This is a genomic window from Variovorax sp. 22077 (assembly GCF_052044195.1).
Taxonomy (GTDB): Bacteria; Pseudomonadota; Gammaproteobacteria; order Burkholderiales; family Burkholderiaceae_C; genus Variovorax; species Variovorax atrisoli.
In genome coordinates this window covers 18,848-37,363 of the sequence record NZ_JBQEQC010000002.1, presented here as the reverse complement: position 1 = coordinate 37,363, position 18,516 = coordinate 18,848, and the positions used below count along the sequence as shown (strand labels likewise).

The window sequence follows — 18,516 nt, the reverse complement described above, 5'->3', positions numbered from 1 at the left end:
CAATTCACAGATGAACAAAAACTTCAGTCGCTTTCGCCTGCGTAGCGTTGTCGCGGTGGTTGCAAGTGCGCTTGCAGCTTCGGCCGCCTGGGCCGTCGAACCCTTCACGGTGCGCGACATCCGCGTCGAAGGTCTGCAGCGCGTCGAGGCCGGTACGGTCTTCGCGTCGCTGCCGCTGCGCGTGGGCGATACCTACAGCGACGAGCGCGGTTCCGCCGCCATTCGCGCGCTGTTCGATCTGGGGTTGTTCAAGGACGTTCGCATCGACGTGAACGGCAACGTGCTGGTGGTCATCGTGGAAGAGCGCCCGACCATCGCCGACGTCGACTTCGTCGGCACCAAGGAGTTCGACAAGGCCGCGCTGCAGAAGGCACTGCGCGAAGTCGGCCTTGCCGATGGCCGGCCCTACGACAAGGCTCTGGCCGACCGCGCCGAGCAGGAGCTCAAGCGTCAGTACGTGAGCCGCAGCCTGTACAACGCGCAGGTCGTGACCACCGTCACGCCGATCGAGCGCAACCGCGTCAACCTGACCTTCACCGTGACCGAAGGCGAGTCGGCCCGCATCCGCGAAGTGCGCGTGGTGGGCAACAAGGCCTTCAGCGAATCGACGCTGCTGAGCCTGTTCGACCAGGACAGCGGCGGCTTCATGAGCTGGTACACGAAGTCGAACCAGTATTCGCGCACCAAGCTCAACGCCGACCTCGAAACCCTGCGCTCGTACTACATCACGCGCGGCTATCTCGAGTTCCGCATCGACTCGACCCAGGTCGCGATCTCGCCGGACCGCAAGGACCTGACGGTGACCGTCAACATCACCGAAGGCGAGAAGTTCGTGGTGTCGAGCGTCAAGCTCGACGGCAACTACCTCGGCCGCGACGACGAGTTCAAGTCGCTGATCACCATCAAGCCGGGTGAGCCCTACAACGGCGAACAGGTCACCGAGACCACCAAGGCCTTCAACGACTACTTCGGCACCTTCGGCTACGCCTTCGCGCGCGTGCAGGCGCGTCCCGAGATCGACCGCGTCAACAACCGTGTGGCCCTCACGCTGCAGGCCGAGCCCTCGCGCCGCGTCTACGTTCGCCGCGTTTCCGTCGGCGGCAACAACAAGACCCGCGACGAGGTGATCCGCCGCGAATTCCGCCAGTACGAGGCCTCCTGGTACGACGGCGACAAGATCAAGCTGTCCCGCGATCGCGTGGACCGCCTGGGCTTCTTCACCGAAGTCAACGTCGACACCCAGGAAGTGCCCGGCTCGCCGGACCAGGTGGACCTGACCGTCAGCGTGGTCGAGAAGCCCACCGGCAGCCTGCAGCTCGGCGCCGGCTACTCCAGCGCCGAAAAGGTCGCACTGACCTTCGGCATCTCGCAGGAGAACGTGTTCGGCTCGGGCAACTTCCTGGGCGTGCAGGTCAACACCAGCAAGTACAACCGTACGCTGTCGCTGACCGCAACCGATCCGTACTTCACGGCGGACGGCATTTCGCGCACGTTCAGCATCTATCACACGACGACGCGTCCGTACCAGACCTCCACCGACGGTGACTACAAGCTGGTGAACCAGGGCGCCTCCATCCGTTTCGGCGTGCCGTTCAGCGAAGTCGACACCGTCTTCTTCGGCATCGGTCTGGAGCGCTATGCGTTCGACCCGAACAGCTCGACTGCTTTCTCCGGCCTGTATACGCCGCCGTCGTACCTCAATTACTTCGGATGCCAGAAGGACGCCACGGGCCTGCTGGTGGTGAACTGCAGCCAGAAGAGCGTCTGGGGCGTCCCGCTGAGCGTCGGCTGGGGCCGCGACAGCCGCGACAGTGCCCTGATCCCGACCACAGGTCGCCTGCAACGTGCCAACCTCGAAGTCGGCGCCGCCGGTGACATGAAGTACGTCAAGACGAACTACCAGTACCAGCAGTTCTTCGCGATCAACAAGCAGTACACGTTCTCGATCAACGGCGAAGTCGGCTATGCCAAGGCCTTCGGCAACAAGGTCTACCCGATCTTCAAGAACTTCTACGCGGGTGGCCTGGGTTCGGTGCGCGGCTTCGAGCAGAACTCGCTCGGCCCGCGCGACGCCCCGCTGTTCCTCCAGAGCGAAGGCGCGGCCATCGGCGGTACGAAGAAGGCGATCTTCAACGCCGAGCTGAGCACTCCGTTCCCGGGTGCCGGCAACGACCGCACCCTGCGTCTGTATGGCTTCTTCGACATCGGCAACGTGTTCGGCACCCGGGCGCCCGGCGTGACCGACGAACAATGGAGTGCCGAGAAGAAGCTGCGGGCCTCGGTCGGCCTGGGTATCAGCTGGATTTCGCCGCTGGGTCCGCTGCGCCTCGCCTATGCCTTCCCGGTCAGGTCCCAGAAGGAAGTGGGACAACCCTTCACGGCGGGCTATATCCCCAAGGATAGAATCCAGCGCCTCCAATTCCAGATCGGAACGTCTTTCTAAATGAAGCATTTGATTCGCGCCGCGGCCGGCGCGTTGTTGATTCCCGTTTTTGCACTTGGCGCGGCTCCGGCCCAGGCCCAGGCGCAGGAAACCTTTCGCATCGGCTTCGTGAATCCGGACCGCGTGCTGCGTGAGGCGCAGCCGGCCAAGAACGCCCAGGCGAAACTCGAGGCGGAATTCCTCAAGCGCGAGAAGGACCTGACGGCGCAGGGCGATGCCCTGAAGGCCGCATCGGAAAAATTCGAGCGCGAGGCGCCGACCCTGGCCGAGTCGCAACGTGTCGCCCGCCAGCGCGCGCTGGTGGATCAGGACCGCGATTTCCAGCGCAAGCGCCGTGAGTTCCAGGAAGACCTCAACGCGCGCAAGAACGAGGAGCTCCAGCAGGTCTACGAGCGCGCCAACCGCGTGGTGAAGCAGGTGGCTGAAGCCGAGAAGTACGACGCCATCCTGCAGGAAGCGATCTACATCAATCCGAAGCACGACATCACCGACAAGGTGATCAAGGCGCTGAACGCGTCCGTCGCTTCTCCTGCGCCCGCGGCCGGCAAGTAACGCCGCGAACCGGCGTGTCACTGCAGCTCGGAGCCATTGTCGACGCCCTTGGGGGCGAGCTTCATGGCGATGCGGCGCTGTCCATCGAGCGGCTTGCGCCGCTCCAGAATGCGCAGCCCGATGCGCTCAGCTTCCTGAGCCATCCCAAATACCAGCAGGAGCTGGCGGCCTCCAAGGCCGCCTGCGTGATCGTGTCGCCCGCCATGCGGGAGGCGGCCGCGGCGCGCGGCGCCTACATCGTCACGCCTGATCCGTATCTCTACTTCGCCCGTCTCACGCAGCTCTGGAAGTCGCATCACGCGCGTCCGGAGGCCGACCGCATCCATCCCAGCGCGGTGATCCACCCTGAAGCGCAGGTCGACGCCACGGCGCGCATCGGCGCGCTGTGCGTGGTGGAGCGGGGCGCCCGCATCGGTGCGGGCACCGTGCTGAAGTCGCGCGTGACGGTCAGCGAGGACTGCGTCATCGGTGAACGATGCCTGCTGCATCCAGGCGTGGTGATCGGTGCCGACGGCTTCGGGCTCGCCCCGCACGAGGGGCGCTGGGTCAAGATCGAGCAGCTCGGCGCGGTGCGCATCGGTAACGACGTCGAGATCGGCGCCAACACCTGCATCGACCGCGGCGCGCTGGACGACACCGTCATCGAAGACGGCGTGAAGCTCGACAACCTGATCCAGATCGGCCACAACGTGCGGGTCGGCAGGAACACGGCCATGGCGGGTTGCGTCGGCGTGGCCGGCAGCGCGAACATCGGTGCCGGATGCACCTTCGGTGGCGGTGCCATCGTGCTGGGGCACCTGACCGTCGCCGACGGCGTGCACGTGTCGGCCGCGACCGTGGTCACCCGTTCCATCCACAAGGCCGGCCAATACACCGGCATGTTTCCCATCGATGACAATGCGAACTGGGAAAAGAATGCGGCAACGCTCAAGCAGTTGCACAGCCTGCGCGAACGACTGAAGGCGCTGGAGAAGGCTCCCTCGAAAAAATGACGACGATGCAGGAACAGAAAATCATGACGACGACGCTCGATATCCATCAAATCCTCAAGCTGCTGCCTCACCGCTACCCGTTCCTGCTGGTGGACCGCGTGCTGGACATGGAAAAGGGCAAGCGCATCACGGCGCTCAAGAACGTGACGATGAACGAGCCGTTTTTCAACGGCCACTTCCCGCACCGCCCTGTGATGCCGGGCGTGCTGATGCTCGAAGCGATGGCGCAGGCGGCGGCGCTGCTGTCGTTCCATTCGCTGGACATCGTGCCGGACGACAACACCGTCTACTACTTCGCCGCGATCGACGGTGCCCGCTTCAAGCGCCCCGTGGAGCCGGGCGACCAGCTGACCCTCGAAGTCGAGATCGAGCGCATGAAGGCGGGCATTTCCAAGTTCAAGGGCCGGGCCCTGGTGGGCAGCGAACTCGCCTGCGAGGCGTCGCTGATGTGCGCCATGCGCCAGATCAACTGATGGCCGGCCGCAGCCAGTCGCTCATCCACAAGGCATGACCCAGGTTCACTCGACGGCCATCGTCGACCCCCAGGCACAGCTCGACGCCTCGGTGTCGGTCGGGCCCTATGCCGTGATCGGTCCGCACGTGCGGATCGGCGCGGGCACCACCATCGGCGCGCACTGCGTGATCGAGGGGCGCACCACCATCGGGCGCGACAACAGGATCTTCCAGTTCTCGTCGCTCGGCGCCGTTCCGCAGGACAAGAAATACGCCGGCGAGCCGACCGAGCTCGTCATCGGCGACCGCAACGTGATCCGCGAGTTCTGCACCTTCAACCTCGGCGTGCCCGGGGCAGGTGGCGTGACGCGTGTCGGCAACGACAACTGGATCATGGCCTACACGCACATCGCCCACGACTGCCGTGTGGACGACCACACCACGCTGGCCAACAACACGACGCTGGCCGGGCACGTGCACCTGGCCGACTGGGTCACGGTCGGCGGGCTCACGGGCATCCACCAGTTCGTCTCCGTGGGCGCCCACGCCATGCTGGGCTTCGCGAGCGCGGTCACGCAGGACGTGCCGCCTTTCATGCTGGTCGATGGCAATCCGCTGGCGGTGCGCGGCTTCAACATCGTCGGCCTGCGCCGGCGCGATTTCTCCGCCGAGCGGATCGCGGCGGTGAAGCAGATGCACCGCCTGCTGTACCGCCAGGGCAAGACGCTCGACGAGGCGCGGGCAGGCATCGCCGCACTCGCGACCGAAATGCCCGAGGCGGCCGGCGACGTCGCGCTGATGGAATCCTTCCTCGCCAATTCGACGCGCGGCATCGCGCGCTGAAGTGACGGCCATGCAGAACGACGGACAGCGACGCTTCGCGCTGGTCGCGGGCGAAGCGTCCGGTGACCTGCTCGCCGGCCTGCTGCTCGACGGCCTGCTGGCGCGCTGGCCTGATCTCCAGACCGCCGGTATCGGCGGCCCACGCATGCTGGCCCACGGCTTCCAGAGCTGGTGGCCGCAGGAGAAGCTCGCGGTGCGCGGCTACATCGAGGTGCTGCGGCACTACGCCGAGATCGCCGGCATCCGCCGACAGCTCAAGGCGCGGCTGCTGCAGGAGCGGCCTCAGCTCTTCATCGGCGTCGACGCGCCCGATTTCAACCTCGACCTCGAGGCCGGCCTGCGCAGCCAGGGCATGAAGACGGTGCACTTCGTCTGCCCGTCGATCTGGGCCTGGCGGCCCGAGCGCATCGAGAAGATCCGCGCCGCAGCCGACCACGTGTTGTGCATCTTCCCCTTCGAGCCCGAACTGTTGGCGGAGAAGGGGGTCGCCGCGAGCTATGTCGGCCACCCCGTCGCCAACGTCATTCCGATGGTGCCCGACCGCGCCGGCGCGCGTGCGGCGATCGGCCTGGCGCCCGATGCGCCGGTCGTGGCCCTGCTGCCGGGCAGCCGCCGTTCGGAGATCCGCTACCTGGCCGCCCGCTTCTTCGCCGCTGCGGCGCTGATGCAGAAGGAGCGACCGGCGCTGCAGTTCGTAGCTCCGATCATCCCGGGCCTGCGTGCCGAAGTCGAAACCCTGCTGCAGGCCAGCGGCATGGCCGGCCGCGTCAAGCTGCTCGACGGCCAGTCGCATGCCGTGCTGGCCGCCTGCGACGCCACGCTGATCGCCAGCGGTACCGCCACGCTCGAGGCGGCGCTGTTCAAGCGGCCGATGGTCATCGCCTACAACATGAACGCGCTCTCGTGGCGCCTGATGCAGCGCAAGCAGCTGCAGCCCTGGGTGGGATTGCCCAACATCCTGTGCCGGGACTTCGTGGTGCCCGAGTTGCTGCAGGAAGCCGCCACGCCCGAGGCACTTGCCCGCGCCACCCTCGACTGGCTCGATGCGCCGGAGAAGACCCGGGCACTGCAACAAAGATTTTCAGAGCTGCATGTGCAATTGCAGCGCGATACGCCCACACTTTGCGCCGATGCGATCCAGAAAGTTCTTGAAGGCTGAGCAGGCCCCGCTGGCGTGGGACGCGCCCGGCCTGATCGCCGGTGTCGACGAGGCGGGCCGGGGCCCCCTGGCCGGGCCGGTGGTGGCGGCCGCCGTGATCCTCGACGACCTGCGGCCTATCCGCGGTCTCGCGGATTCCAAGACGCTCACGGCCCTGCAGCGCGAACGCCTGCACGACCAGATCCTGGCCAAGGCGCTGTGCTGCTCCATCGCGCAGGCCACCGTCGAGGAGATCGACACCCACAACATCCTGCAGGCGACCATGCTGGCGATGCGCCGGGCCGTCGAAGGGCTGCGGCTCAGGCCGGCGAAGGTGCTGGTCGACGGCAACCGCCTGCCGACGCTCGACGTGCTGGCCGAGGCCATCGTCAAGGGCGATGCGCGGGTCAAGGCGATCTCGGCCGCGTCGATCCTCGCGAAGGTGCACCGCGACCGGCTTTGCGAGCAGCTGCACGTCGAGTTCCCGCACTACGGCTTCGCCGGCCACAAGGGCTACGGCACGCCCGAACACCTGGAGGCGCTGCAGCGCCATGGCGCCTGCGTGCACCACCGCAAGTCTTTCAGCCCGGTGGCGGCGGCGCTGGCACGTACCGGTGGAACCTTGAAGGTGGCGCTGCCCGTCGAAACCGACGGCCAGCCGCCGATGGGCCTCGGCGCCATCGAAGTGTCGCGGCCCGAGCTTCGCGCAGCCCCCTGAGCCTTGCCCCGATGACTTCCGACACCGGCGCCAGCCACATCAGCTCGCGCGACAACCCGCTCCTCAAAGACCTGCGCAAGCTCGCGCAGGACCCGGGCGCCTATCGCAAGCTGGGACGGATCTGGCTCGAAGGCGATCATCTTTGCCGGGCTGCGCTGGCGCGGGGCGTCAAGCCCGCCGTGGCGGTGTTCTCGGAGTCGTTCTGGCCCAAGGCGCCGGCCGAGTGGTCGGCTGGTGCTATCAAAACCGTAGTGGTTGCCGACAACCTCCTGCGCGACATCAGCGGCCTGGAATCGCCGGCGCCGATGGGCTTCGTGCTCGATGTGCCGTCTCGGCCCGAGCTGCTTGCGGATGCGCCCAGCGTCGTGCTCGACCGCCTCCAGGACGCCGGCAACGCCGGCTCCATCCTGCGCAGCGCCGCGGCGTTCGGCTTCGCCCAGGTGATCGCGCTAAAGGGCACGGCCGCGCTGTGGGCGCCCAAGGTGCTGCGCGCCGGCATGGGGGCGCATTTCGGCCTGCGGCTTATCGAAGGCGTGGACGCCGACGCGCTCGATGGCCTGAAGGTGCCGCTGGTCGCCACCAGCTCCCACCGCGGCGACTGGCTGCACAGGGCCGAATTGCCCCATCCCTGTGCCTGGTTGATGGGGCATGAAGGGCAGGGCGTCTCGGCGGCGCTGGAGGCACGGGCTTCGCACCACATCCGGATCGCCCAGCCAGGCGGTGAGGAGTCGCTGAACGTGGCCGCCGCGGCCGCGATCTGCCTCCATGCGAGCGGAGCAGCCCTGCTGGCCAAATAACACACCCAGTCCGGGCTACAATCGGGGGCTTACTCGCAAATCAGCGTCGCCCGGCCGCCTACAACGCCATCTTCCCCTTAAGCAGCAGTCCCCAGGCACGCGCCTGAGGCTCCGGGCGACCGTAACCATCCGGAGAACCCAGTGCTTTTGTCTCTCAAGGGAAGTTTCCCGCCCGCCATCCTGGCGCTCGCAGACGGCACGGTCTTTCTCGGCAACTCGATCGGAGCCACCGGCTCCACGACCGGTGAAGTGGTGTTCAACACCGCCATGACCGGCTACCAGGAAATCCTCACCGACCCGAGCTACTGCCAGCAGATCGTGACGCTCACGTATCCGCACATCGGCAACTACGGCGTCAACGGCGAGGACATCGAAGCCGACAAGATCCATGCCGCGGGCCTGATCATCAAGGACCTGCCCCTCGTCGCCTCCAACTTCCGCAAGACCGCCACGCTGACCGAGTACCTCGTGTCCGGCAACACCGTGGCCATCGCGAACATCGACACCCGCAAGCTCACCCGCCACCTGCGAACCAACGGTGCGCAGAACGGCTGCATCCTCGGCCTGGCCGCGGGCGAGACCGTGACGCAGGCGCTGATCGACAAGGCCATCGCCTCCGCCAAGGCCGCGCCGAGCATGGCGGGCCTCGACCTGGCGAAGGTGGTGTCGGTCAAGCAGACCTACGAGTGGACCGAGACCGAGTGGAAGCTGGGCGCGGGCTACGGCGTGCAGATCACGCCGCGCTTCCACGTCGTGGCTTTCGACTACGGCGTCAAGAAGAACATCCTGCGCATGATCGCCCAGCGCGGCGCGCGCATCACCGTGGTGCCGGCGCAGACGCCCGCGGCCGATGTGCTCAAGCTCAAGCCGGACGGCATCTTCCTGGCCAACGGCCCCGGCGACCCGGAGCCCTGCGACTACGCCATCAGCGCCGTCAAGGAGCTGATCGAGACCGGCATCCCGACCTTCGGCATCTGCCTGGGCCACCAGATCATGGCGCTGGCCTCCGGCGCCAAGACCTTCAAGATGAAGTTCGGCCACCACGGGGCGAACCACCCGGTGAAGGACCTCGACAACGGCCGCGTGAGCATCACCAGCCAGAACCACGGTTTCGCGGTCGACGAGAAGTCGCTGCCGGCCAACCTGCGACCCACCCACATCAGCCTGTTCGACAACACGCTGCAGGGCCTGGCACGCACCGACAAGCCCGCCTTCTGCTTCCAGGGCCACCCCGAAGCCTCGCCGGGCCCGCACGACATCGGCTACCTGTTCGATCGCTTTACGGCACTCATGGAAAAGAACAAGACGGAAAAGACGGAGAAAGAGAATGCCTAAGCGCACAGACCTCAAATCGATCCTCATCATCGGCGCCGGCCCGATCATCATCGGCCAGGCCTGCGAGTTCGACTACTCCGGCGTGCAGGCCTGCAAGGCGCTGCGCGAAGAAGGCTACAAGGTCATCCTGATCAACAGCAACCCCGCGACGATCATGACCGACCCGGCCACGGCCGACGTCACCTACATCGAGCCCATCACCTGGCAGACGGTCGAGAAGATCATCGCCAAGGAACGCCCCGACGCGATCCTGCCGACCATGGGCGGCCAGACCGCGCTGAATTGCGCGCTCGACCTGTGGCGAAACGGCGTGCTCGACAAGTACACGGGCGCATCCACCAACAAGCCCGTCGAGCTGATCGGCGCCACGCCCGAAGCCATCGACAAGGCGGAAGACCGCCTGAAGTTCAAGGACGCGATGACCAAGATCGGACTGGGCTCCGCCCGCTCCGGCATCGCGCACTCCATGGACGAGGCCTGGGCGGTGCAGAAGCACGTTGGCTTCCCGACGGTGATCCGCCCCAGCTTCACGCTCGGCGGCACCGGCGGCGGCATCGCCTACAACCCGGAAGAGTTCGAGACCATCTGCAAGCGCGGCATCGAAGCCTCGCCGACCAACGAGCTGCTGATCGAAGAGTCGCTGCTCGGCTGGAAGGAGTACGAGATGGAGGTCGTGCGCGACAAGGCCGACAACTGCATCATCGTCTGCTCCATCGAGAACCTCGACCCGATGGGCGTGCACACCGGCGACTCGATCACCGTGGCACCCGCGCAGACGCTGTCCGACAAGGAATACCAGATCCTGCGCAACGCCTCGCTGGCCGTGCTGCGCGAGATCGGCGTGGACACCGGCGGCTCTAACGTGCAGTTCTCGATCAATCCGAAGGACGGCCGCATGGTCGTCATCGAGATGAACCCGCGCGTGTCGCGTTCGTCGGCGCTGGCCTCCAAGGCCACCGGCTTCCCGATCGCCAAGGTCGCGGCCAAGCTGGCCGTGGGCTACACGCTCGACGAGCTGCGCAACGAGATCACCGGCGGCGCCACGCCGGCGTCGTTCGAGCCCTCGATCGACTACGTCGTCACCAAGATCCCGCGCTTCGCATTCGAGAAGTTCCCGCAGGCCGATTCGCGCCTCACCACGCAGATGAAGTCTGTGGGCGAGGTGATGGCCATGGGTCGCACCTTCCAGGAGTCGTTCCAGAAGGCGCTGCGCGGCCTCGAAGTCGGCGTCGACGGCATGAACGAGAAGACGCAGGACCGCGAAGTGCTCGAGAAGGAACTGGGCGAGCCCGGCCCCGAGCGCATCTGGTACGTGGGCGATGCCTTCGCCCAGGGCATGAGCGTCGAGGAGGTGTTCGCGCTCACGAAGATCGATCCGTGGTTCCTGGTGCAGATCGAGGAGATCGTGAAGATCGAGCTCGAGCTGGAAACCAAGTCGCTCGACGACATCGACGCCGCCACGCTGCGCCTGCTGAAGCAGAAGGGCTTCTCCGACCGCCGCCTGGCCAAGCAGCTGCGCACGACCGACACCGCCATCCGCGAAAAGCGCCGCGCCCTGGGCGTGCGCCCGGTCTACAAGCGCGTGGACACCTGTGCGGCCGAGTTCGCCACCAACACGGCCTACATGTACTCGACCTACGAGGACGAGTGCGAGGCCGATCCGAGCGACAAGAAGAAGATCATGGTGCTCGGCGGCGGTCCCAACCGCATCGGCCAGGGCATCGAGTTCGACTACTGCTGCGTGCACGCCGCGCTTGCCATGCGCGAGGACGGCTACGAGACCATCATGGTCAACTGCAACCCCGAGACCGTGTCGACCGACTACGACACGTCCGACCGCCTGTACTTCGAGCCGCTGACGCTGGAAGACGTGCTCGAGATCGTCGACCGCGAAAAGCCCCTGGGCGTGATCGTGCAGTACGGCGGCCAGACGCCGCTGAAGCTCGCGCTCGACCTCGAGGCCAACGGCGTGCCGATCATCGGCACTTCGCCCGACATGATCGACGCCGCGGAAGACCGCGAGCGCTTCCAGAAGCTGCTGCACGAGCTCAAGCTGCTGCAGCCGCCGAACGCCACCGCGCGCACCGAAGCCGAGGCGCTCGAGAAGGCCTCCGAACTGGGCTACCCGCTGGTGGTGCGTCCGAGCTACGTGCTGGGCGGCCGTGCGATGGAAATCGTGCACGAGCAGCGCGACCTCGAGCGCTACATGCGCGAGGCCGTCAAGGTCAGCAACGACTCGCCGGTGCTGCTCGACCGCTTCCTGAACGACGCGGTCGAATGCGACGTCGACTGCCTGCGCGACGCCGAGGGCCAGACGCTCATCGGCGGCGTGATGGAACACATCGAGCAGGCCGGGGTGCACTCGGGCGACTCCGCTTGCTCGCTGCCTCCGTACAGCCTGAGCGCCGAGACGGTGGCCGAGCTCAAGCGCCAGAGCGCCGCCATGGCGGCCGCGCTGAACGTGGTCGGCCTGATGAACGTGCAGTTCGCCATCCAGCAGAAGGACGGCAAGGACGTCATCTACGTGCTCGAAGTGAACCCGCGTGCATCGCGCACCGTGCCCTACGTGAGCAAGGCCACCGGCATCCAGCTCGCCAAGGTGGCGGCACGCTGCATGGCCGGCCAGTCCCTGAAGTCGCAGGGCATCGAGAAGGAAGTGACGCCGCCGTACTTCAGCGTGAAGGAAGCCGTGTTCCCGTTCGTCAAGTTCCCGGGCGTGGACACCATCCTCGGCCCCGAGATGAAGTCGACCGGCGAAGTGATGGGCGTGGGCAAGACCTTCGGCGAAGCCTTCGTGAAGTCGCAGCTGGGCGCGGGCACGCACCTGCCGAAGTCGGGCAAGGTCTTCATCTCGGTGAAGAACAACGACAAGGCACGTGCCGTCGAAGTGGCGCGCGGCCTGGCCAAGCTGGGCTTCGAGCTGATCGCGACCAAGGGCACGGCCGCTGCCATCAATGCCGCGGGCATCGAGTGCGCGACGGTGAACAAGGTGACCGAAGGCCGTCCGCACATCGTGGACATGATCAAGAACAACGAGATTGCCTTGGTCATCAACACGGTGGAGGAGCGCCGCAACGCCATCACCGACTCGCGCCAGATCCGTACCTCGGCGCTGCAGGCCCGCGTGACCACCTTCACCACGATCTTCGGCGCCGAAGCCGCGGTGGAAGGCATGGGCTTCATGGACGAGCTCGGCGTGATCTCGGTGCAGGAAATGCACGCGCAACTGGCTGCGGCCTGAGCGTCATCGCGACCATGGAAACGCAGCTCGTCGAACTCGGCCTGACCGACTGGAACGCGGCCACGCCCAACGAGGCGTGGATCGCGGAGCTGGAGGCGGGCAAGGTGCTGTACTTCCCGCGCCTGGGCTTCGAGCTGCTGCCCGAAGAGCGCAGCCTGCTCACGCCCGGCCTGCTGTCGCCCGACGTGCGCAACATCAGCCTCGACGCCAACGGCAAGCTCAAGGGCGCCGTGGGTGACGAGACGGTGCAGCGCAAGGCGGCAGCGATGGTAGGGCGATTCAGGGCGCAGGCCACGCAGCTCATCCACGGGCTGCTGCCGCACTATGCGCCGGCCCTGCGGCTCGCGCCGACCAGCTATCGGCCGGCACAGGTCGAGACGCGCGTGCAGTCGTGGCGTGCCGACGACCGTCGCTTGCATGTCGATGCATTCCCGTCGCGGCCGAACTACGGCGAGCGCATCCTGCGCGTCTTCACCAACGTGAACCCCGACGGCGCACCGCGGGTGTGGCGCGTGGGCGAGCCTTTCGAAGACATCGCGAAGCGTTTCCTGCCGCGCGCCAAGCCTTACTCGCGCCTGCAGGCGAAGCTGCTGCAGGCGTTGCACGTCACCAAGTCGTTCCGCAGCGAATACGACCACCTGATGCTGCAGCTGCACGACGGCATGAAGTCGGACATGGCCTACCAGGAAAACTCGCCGCAGGAAACTGCGAAGTTTCCGCCGGGTTCGGTGTGGGTCTGCTTCTCGGACCAGACCTCGCACGCCGTGATGGCCGGCCAGTTCATGCTGGAGCAGACCCTCCACCTGGATGCTTCCAAGCAATACAATCCGGCTTCGAGCCCGCTCGCCATCCTGAGCCGGCTGACAGGACGAACGCTCGTCTGAGCGCAGTCCCCCATCGACCGCCGAACGGCAGCGTTCGGCGGTTTCGCTTTATGGAGAGAAAACTAGACATGGCGACCATCCCCATCACCAAGCGCGGCGCGGAGAAGCTGCGCGAAGAACTGCGCCGGCTCAAGTCGGTGGACCGTCCTGCTGTCATCAATGCGATCGCCGAAGCGCGCGCGCAGGGTGACATCAGCGAGAACGCCGAATATGAATCCGCCAAGGATCGCCAGGGCTTCATCGAAGGCCGCATCCTGGAGATCGAGGGCAAGCTTTCCGCATCGCAGGTGATCGATCCCAGCGAGCTCGACGCCGGCGGCAAGGTGGTTTTCGGCTCCACCGTCGAACTCGAGGAAGAAGACAGCGGCGATGCCGTCAAGTACCAGATCGTGGGCGAGGACGAGGCCGACCTGAAACAGGGCCTGATCAACGTGTCCAGCCCGATCGCCCGCGCGCTGATCGGCAAGGAAGAGGGCGACACCGCCGAAGTGCAGACTCCCGGCGGCCTCAAGCGCTACGAGATCGTGGCGGTCAGTTACGTCTGATCGCGGCGCGCATGAAGGACCTGAAGGATCGTATTGCGCTGATTCTGGCCGCCTTCTGGTGGGGCAGCCTGACGACGATCGGCTTTCTGGTCGTGCCCATGCTCTTTGCGAAGCTGGGCAACCCGTCGGTGGCGGGTAATTTCGCAGCGCAGCTGTTCGAGGCGCAGAGCTGGATCGCCATCGCCTGCGGGGTGATCCTGCTGATCCATTTCCGCTCCAAGGCCGACGAGCGGATGAGCGGACCGGCGATGACGACCATCTTCTTCATCCTGGGTGCGCTGCTGCTGGCGCTGTTGCAGCAGTACGCGGTGGCGCCGCGCATCGTGGCGCGCGAGAACCTCAAGCTGTGGCACGCCATGGGCACCGGGATGTACTTCGTGCAGTGGCTGTGCGCCGGCGTAGTGCTGTGGCGCATCGGGGGACGCACTGCAGGCTGAAGCGACGTAGGAGCAAGAAAAAAAGGCGGCCCGGGCCGCCTTTCGCTTTTTGCCTGCCGCTTCCTACTCTTTCCAGTATTCCGCGACCCAGCGAGCCGGCTTGATGAAGCGGAATGCCCGGTTGCGGCGGCCCGCCAGCGCGTCCGGCGGGTTGCATTCGCCGTGGAACACCATGATGCGGGCGCCTTCGGGCACGAAGGGCTCTTCCCAGTAGTTGGTCGGCCAGGTCGGGATGCCGTGGTACTTGAAGCTCGGGCACCAGCCGTCGGGCCAGTAGGCCAGCTTGCCCTGCTTGTGGAGCACGTCCGACAGGTAGGTCTGCTCGTTGCGGTATTCGGCCTGGACCTTGTCCATGTTGGCCCGGAAATACGCCAGCACATCGGCATGGGCGCCGAGCTCGAAGCGATAAACCGAGGAGTTGCCCGTGATCCGGCCGCGCCGCCAGGGCCGGTCGTAGTCGTGGATGATCAGGAACTCGCCCGGCTGCTCGAAGAAGGCGTCGAGGCTGCCCACGACGACCACGTCGAGGTCGAGGAAGAGGGCGGGGCCGCGCAGGCCGTGCAGGTCCTTCTCGAAGGTGGTGAGCTTCTTCCAGGCGCCATCGCGCTGGCCGGGGGCCAGGTGCAGGTTCAGCGGCGGAATCGGCAGGCAGGTCACCTCGGGACGCACGCCGTTGCCGTCGTCGGTCAGACAGACGAACTTGAAGTCGCCACTCAGGTGGCGGCGGACCATCGCGTAGAGCCGGTTGACGTACTCGGGGCCGTACTTCGTGCCCCACTTCATGCAGAGGATGTGGCGCTGAGCGCCTTCGGCGGCTGCCACCAGGCTCAATCCGCCTGGTTGCGCTTCTTGGCCGACAGCGGCCGCTTCGCCTTGGCGCGCTTGATGGTGCCGCCCGGGGTGAGACGCTGGTTGCCCAGCACGCGCAGGGTCTTGATTTCAGGGCGCTGGCCGCCGCGCTTGCTGTACTTGACGATCTTCACGTCGCGCGGGCCGGGCATGCGGTCTTCGTCGACCACGCGTTCCTTCTCGGGCTTCGGGCGCCACAGCACGAGCAGCTTGCCGATGTGCTGGATCGGGGCGGCATCGAGTTCGTCGGCCAGTTCGCGCAGCATGGCGTCGCGGGCCAGGCGGTCGTCGGAGAAGACGCGGATCTTGATCAGGCCATGGGCCTTGAGCGCCGCGTCGGCTTCCTTCTTCACGGCAGGGGTGAGCCCGTCTCCACCGACCATGACGATCGGATCCAGGTGGTGAGCTTCGGCGCGATGCACCTTGCGCTCGGCAGGGGTAAGTTGAATGGCGGGCATCCCCGTATTATCGACCCGTACACGAAGACCCCCATGAGCACCAAAGCCAAAAGCAAGAAAGTCAACAAGGCGTGGCTGCACGACCATATCAACGACCCCTATGTGAAGCTCGCTACGAAGGAGGGCTACCGGGCTCGCGCCGCCTACAAGCTCAAGGAGATCGACGAGTCGCTCGGCCTGATCAAGCCGGGCCAGCTGGTGGTGGACCTCGGCTCCGCGCCGGGCGCCTGGAGCCAGTACCTGCGCCGGCGCATGTCGCCGGGCGGGGCTGCCGCAGGTGAACTGAACGGCACCATCATCTCGCTCGACCTGCTGCCGATGGAGCCCATCGAGGGCGTGACCTTCCTGCAGGGCGATTTCCGGGAGGACGACCTGCTGCAACAGTTGCTCGGCGTGCTCGCCGGACGCAAGGCCGATCTTGTGGTTTCGGACATGGCGCCCAACCTGTCGGGCATCCATTCGGCCGACGCGGCCCGCGTTTCGCACCTGATCGAGCTGGCCATCGACTTCGCCCAGAACCACCTGAAGCCCGAGGGGGCGCTGGTGGCCAAGGTTTTCCATGGCAGCGGCTACGACGAGCTGGTGAAGCTCTTCAAGGCCAATTTCCGTGTCGTGAAACCTTTCAAGCCCAAGGCGTCGCGGGACAAATCGGCCGAGACATTCCTGGTCGGGGTGGGGCTGAAGGCAGCGGATACGCCTTGATACCGGCCCGAGCAACATCCTTTGCGGCGCAAACCCATGTCAGGCTATGGCTGCATTAGGGAAATGCCAGCTTTTCGTAGCTTGAAAAGCCTAAAATGGGGCGCAATTGCGTACCCACAGCGCGTTTTTTCATTCACCTGTCACGCGCTTTAGCCTGGAGCTTCGTTTGAACAATCAGTGGTTTTCCAAAGTTGCCGTATGGCTCGTCATTGCCATGGTGTTGTTCACTGTCTTCAAGCAGTTCGACACCCGCGGTGGCGTCGGCTCGGGGACAGTCAGCTACTCCGAGTTTCTGGATCAGGTCCGCAACAACCAGATCAAGAGCGCCGTCATTCCTGAAGGCGCAGCAGGCGGCGAGATCGTCGCCGTCACGAACGACGACCGCAAGATCCGCACGACCGCAACCGTGCTCGACCGCGGTCTCGTGGGCGACCTGATCGACCACAACGTCAAGTTCGACGTCAAGCCGCGCGAAGAAAGCTCCCTGCTCATGACCCTGCTGGTCAGCTGGGGCCCGATGCTGCTGCTGATCGGCGTCTGGATCTACTTCATGCGACAGATGCAGGGCGGCGGCAAGGGCGGGGCGTTCAGCTTCGGCAAGAGCAAGGCCCGCATGATGGACGAGAACAACAACACGGTCACCTTCGCCGACGTCGCGGGCTGCGACGAGGCCAAGGAAGAAGTCCGTGAAGTCGTCGACTTCCTGAAGGACCCGCAGCGCTTCCAGAAGCTCGGCGGCCGCATCCCGCGCGGCCTGCTGCTGGTCGGCCCTCCGGGCACCGGCAAGACGCTGCTGGCCAAGTCGATCGCCGGCGAAGCCAAGGTGCCTTTCTTCTCGATCTCGGGTTCCGACTTCGTCGAGATGTTCGTCGGCGTGGGTGCTGCCCGTGTCCGCGACATGTTCGAGAACGCCAAGAAGAACGCTCCCTGCATCATCTTCATCGACGAAATCGATGCGGTGGGCCGCCAGCGCGGCGCCGGCCTCGGCGGCGGCAACGATGAACGCGAGCAGACGCTCAACCAGATGCTGGTCGAGATGGACGGCTTCGAAACCAACCTCGGCGTGATCGTGGTGGCTGCCACCAACCGCCCCGACATCCTGGACGCCGCTCTGCTGCGCCCGGGGCGTTTCGACCGCCAGGTCTACGTCACGCTGCCCGACATCCGCGGCCGCGAGCAGATCCTCGGCGTGCACATGCGCAAGGTCCCGCTGGGCCAGGACGTGAATCCGAGCGTGATCGCCCGCGGCACGCCCGGCATGTCCGGCGCCGATCTGGCCAACCTCTGCAACGAAGCCGCCCTGATGGCCGCCCGCCGCAATGCGCGCGTGGTCGAGATGCAGGACTTCGAGAAGGCCAAGGACAAGATCTTCATGGGCCCCGAGCGCAAGAGCATGGTCATGCCCGAGGAAGAGCGCCGCAACACGGCCTACCACGAGTCCGGCCATGCCCTCATCGGCAAGCTGCTGCCCAAGTGCGACCCGGTCCACAAGGTCACGATCATTCCGCGCGGCCGCGCCCTCGGTGTGACCATGAGCCTGCCGTCGCAGGACCGCTACAGCTACGACCGCGAGTACATGCTGAACCAGATCAGCATGCTGTTCGGCGGCCGCATCGCCGAGGAAGTGTTCATGCACCAGATGACCACCGGCGCGAGCAACGACTTCGAGCGTGCCACCAACCTGGCGCGCGACATGGTCATGAAGTACGGCATGAGCGATGCGCTCGGCCCGATGGTCTACGCCGAGAACGAAGGCGAAGTGTTCCTGGGCCGCTCGGTCACCAAGACCACGAACATGAGCGAGCAGACCATGGAGAAGGTCGACTCGGAAGTCCGCCGCATCATCGACGAGCAGTACGCCTTGGCGCGCCGCCTGATCGAGGAGAACAGCGACAAGATGCACGCCATGGCCAAGGCGCTGCTCGAATGGGAAACCATCGACACCGAGCAGCTCGACGACATCATGGCCGGCCGCGCGCCCCGTCCTCCCAAGGACTGGACGCCCCGCATCCCGCCTTCGGGCAGCGGTGGCGGCAGCGGCGGCACGCCGGCCGTGACGACCGACCCGGCTCCCAACGCAGCGTGAGCGCGAGCTTGGCGTCAGACAACAACGGGGCCTCTGGCCCCGT

The 18,516-nt window shown here is 65.9% G+C and carries 17 protein-coding genes; 15 read left to right on the top strand and 2 right to left on the bottom strand.

The genetic code is table 11. The features are described 5' to 3' along the window. The first annotated feature begins 10 nt into the window (after window positions 1-10). From bamA to ACTJLF_RS02585, 13 genes are all read left to right on the top strand, one after another. Window positions 11-2,443, top strand: coding sequence for an outer membrane protein assembly factor BamA (gene bamA, locus ACTJLF_RS02645; RefSeq protein ID WP_019652430.1), 2,433 nt, complete (start codon window positions 11-13; stop codon window positions 2,441-2,443). Then, the gene (locus ACTJLF_RS02640; RefSeq protein ID WP_126181965.1) at window positions 2,444-2,995 is read left to right on the top strand and encodes an OmpH family outer membrane protein; all 552 of its coding nucleotides are present in this window, start codon (window positions 2,444-2,446) and stop codon (window positions 2,993-2,995) included. A gap of 14 nt (window positions 2,996-3,009) precedes the next feature. Next, on the top strand, window positions 3,010-3,987 hold the full coding sequence (gene lpxD / locus ACTJLF_RS02635; RefSeq protein WP_440882432.1) for a UDP-3-O-(3-hydroxymyristoyl)glucosamine N-acyltransferase: 978 nt from the start codon (window positions 3,010-3,012) through the stop codon (window positions 3,985-3,987). 23 nt (window positions 3,988-4,010) lie between these two features. Beyond that, window positions 4,011-4,460, top strand: a complete 450-nt coding sequence (gene fabZ, locus ACTJLF_RS02630) for a 3-hydroxyacyl-ACP dehydratase FabZ (protein WP_038113972.1) — start codon at window positions 4,011-4,013, stop codon at window positions 4,458-4,460. A 34-nt stretch (window positions 4,461-4,494) separates the two neighbouring features. Beyond that, window positions 4,495-5,283 (top strand): acyl-ACP--UDP-N-acetylglucosamine O-acyltransferase, encoded by a 789-nt coding sequence (gene lpxA / locus ACTJLF_RS02625; protein ID WP_019652434.1) that lies wholly within the window; start codon window positions 4,495-4,497, stop codon window positions 5,281-5,283. 10 nt (window positions 5,284-5,293) lie between these two features. Continuing rightward, the gene (gene lpxB / locus ACTJLF_RS02620) at window positions 5,294-6,442 is read left to right on the top strand and encodes a lipid-A-disaccharide synthase (protein ID WP_184603589.1); all 1,149 of its coding nucleotides are present in this window, start codon (window positions 5,294-5,296) and stop codon (window positions 6,440-6,442) included. Then, the gene (rnhB, locus tag ACTJLF_RS02615) at window positions 6,414-7,139 is read left to right on the top strand and encodes a ribonuclease HII (RefSeq protein ID WP_019653463.1); all 726 of its coding nucleotides are present in this window, start codon (window positions 6,414-6,416) and stop codon (window positions 7,137-7,139) included. The genes lpxB and rnhB overlap by 29 nt, the downstream gene beginning before the upstream one ends. An 11-nt stretch (window positions 7,140-7,150) precedes the next feature. Next, on the top strand, window positions 7,151-7,936 hold the full coding sequence (locus ACTJLF_RS02610) for a TrmH family RNA methyltransferase (RefSeq protein WP_354408824.1): 786 nt from the start codon (window positions 7,151-7,153) through the stop codon (window positions 7,934-7,936). Window positions 7,937-8,077: 141 nt separating this feature from the next. After that, complete coding sequence (gene carA / locus ACTJLF_RS02605; protein WP_019652437.1) at window positions 8,078-9,271, top strand: glutamine-hydrolyzing carbamoyl-phosphate synthase small subunit; 1,194 nt, start codon at window positions 8,078-8,080, stop codon at window positions 9,269-9,271. Then, complete coding sequence (gene carB / locus ACTJLF_RS02600; RefSeq protein WP_019652438.1) at window positions 9,264-12,512, top strand: carbamoyl-phosphate synthase large subunit; 3,249 nt, start codon at window positions 9,264-9,266, stop codon at window positions 12,510-12,512. Before carA ends, carB begins: the two co-directional genes overlap by 8 nt. 14 nt (window positions 12,513-12,526) lie before the next feature. Further along, window positions 12,527-13,396, top strand: a complete 870-nt coding sequence (locus tag ACTJLF_RS02595; RefSeq protein ID WP_132797977.1) for a Kdo hydroxylase family protein — start codon at window positions 12,527-12,529, stop codon at window positions 13,394-13,396. A 68-nt stretch (window positions 13,397-13,464) separates the two neighbouring features. Beyond that, on the top strand, window positions 13,465-13,941 hold the full coding sequence (gene greA / locus ACTJLF_RS02590) for a transcription elongation factor GreA (protein ID WP_019652440.1): 477 nt from the start codon (window positions 13,465-13,467) through the stop codon (window positions 13,939-13,941). A gap of 11 nt (window positions 13,942-13,952) precedes the next feature. After that, on the top strand, window positions 13,953-14,378 hold the full coding sequence (locus ACTJLF_RS02585; RefSeq protein WP_165940848.1) for a DUF4149 domain-containing protein: 426 nt from the start codon (window positions 13,953-13,955) through the stop codon (window positions 14,376-14,378). Window positions 14,379-14,441: 63 nt separating this feature from the next. Here ACTJLF_RS02585 and ACTJLF_RS02580 read toward each other — a convergent pair whose 3' ends face one another. Both ACTJLF_RS02580 and ACTJLF_RS02575 read right to left on the bottom strand, forming a co-directional pair. Beyond that, a complete protein-coding gene (locus ACTJLF_RS02580) occupies window positions 14,442-15,200 on the bottom strand; it encodes a hypothetical protein (RefSeq protein ID WP_019652442.1) in 759 nt (252 codons plus the stop codon). Window positions 15,201-15,205: 5 nt separating this feature from the next. After that, window positions 15,206-15,685, bottom strand: coding sequence for a YhbY family RNA-binding protein (locus ACTJLF_RS02575; protein WP_019652443.1), 480 nt, complete (start codon window positions 15,683-15,685; stop codon window positions 15,206-15,208). Window positions 15,686-15,718: 33 nt separating this feature from the next. Here ACTJLF_RS02575 and ACTJLF_RS02570 point away from each other — a divergent pair, with 33 nt between their 5' ends. Beyond that, a complete protein-coding gene (locus ACTJLF_RS02570) occupies window positions 15,719-16,387 on the top strand; it encodes an RlmE family RNA methyltransferase (protein WP_126181958.1) in 669 nt (222 codons plus the stop codon). Window positions 16,388-16,553: 166 nt separating this feature from the next. After that, entirely contained in the window at window positions 16,554-18,473 is a 1,920-nt protein-coding gene (gene ftsH / locus ACTJLF_RS02565; RefSeq protein WP_019652445.1) for an ATP-dependent zinc metalloprotease FtsH, read from the top strand. Window positions 18,474-18,516: the final 43 nt, after the last annotated feature.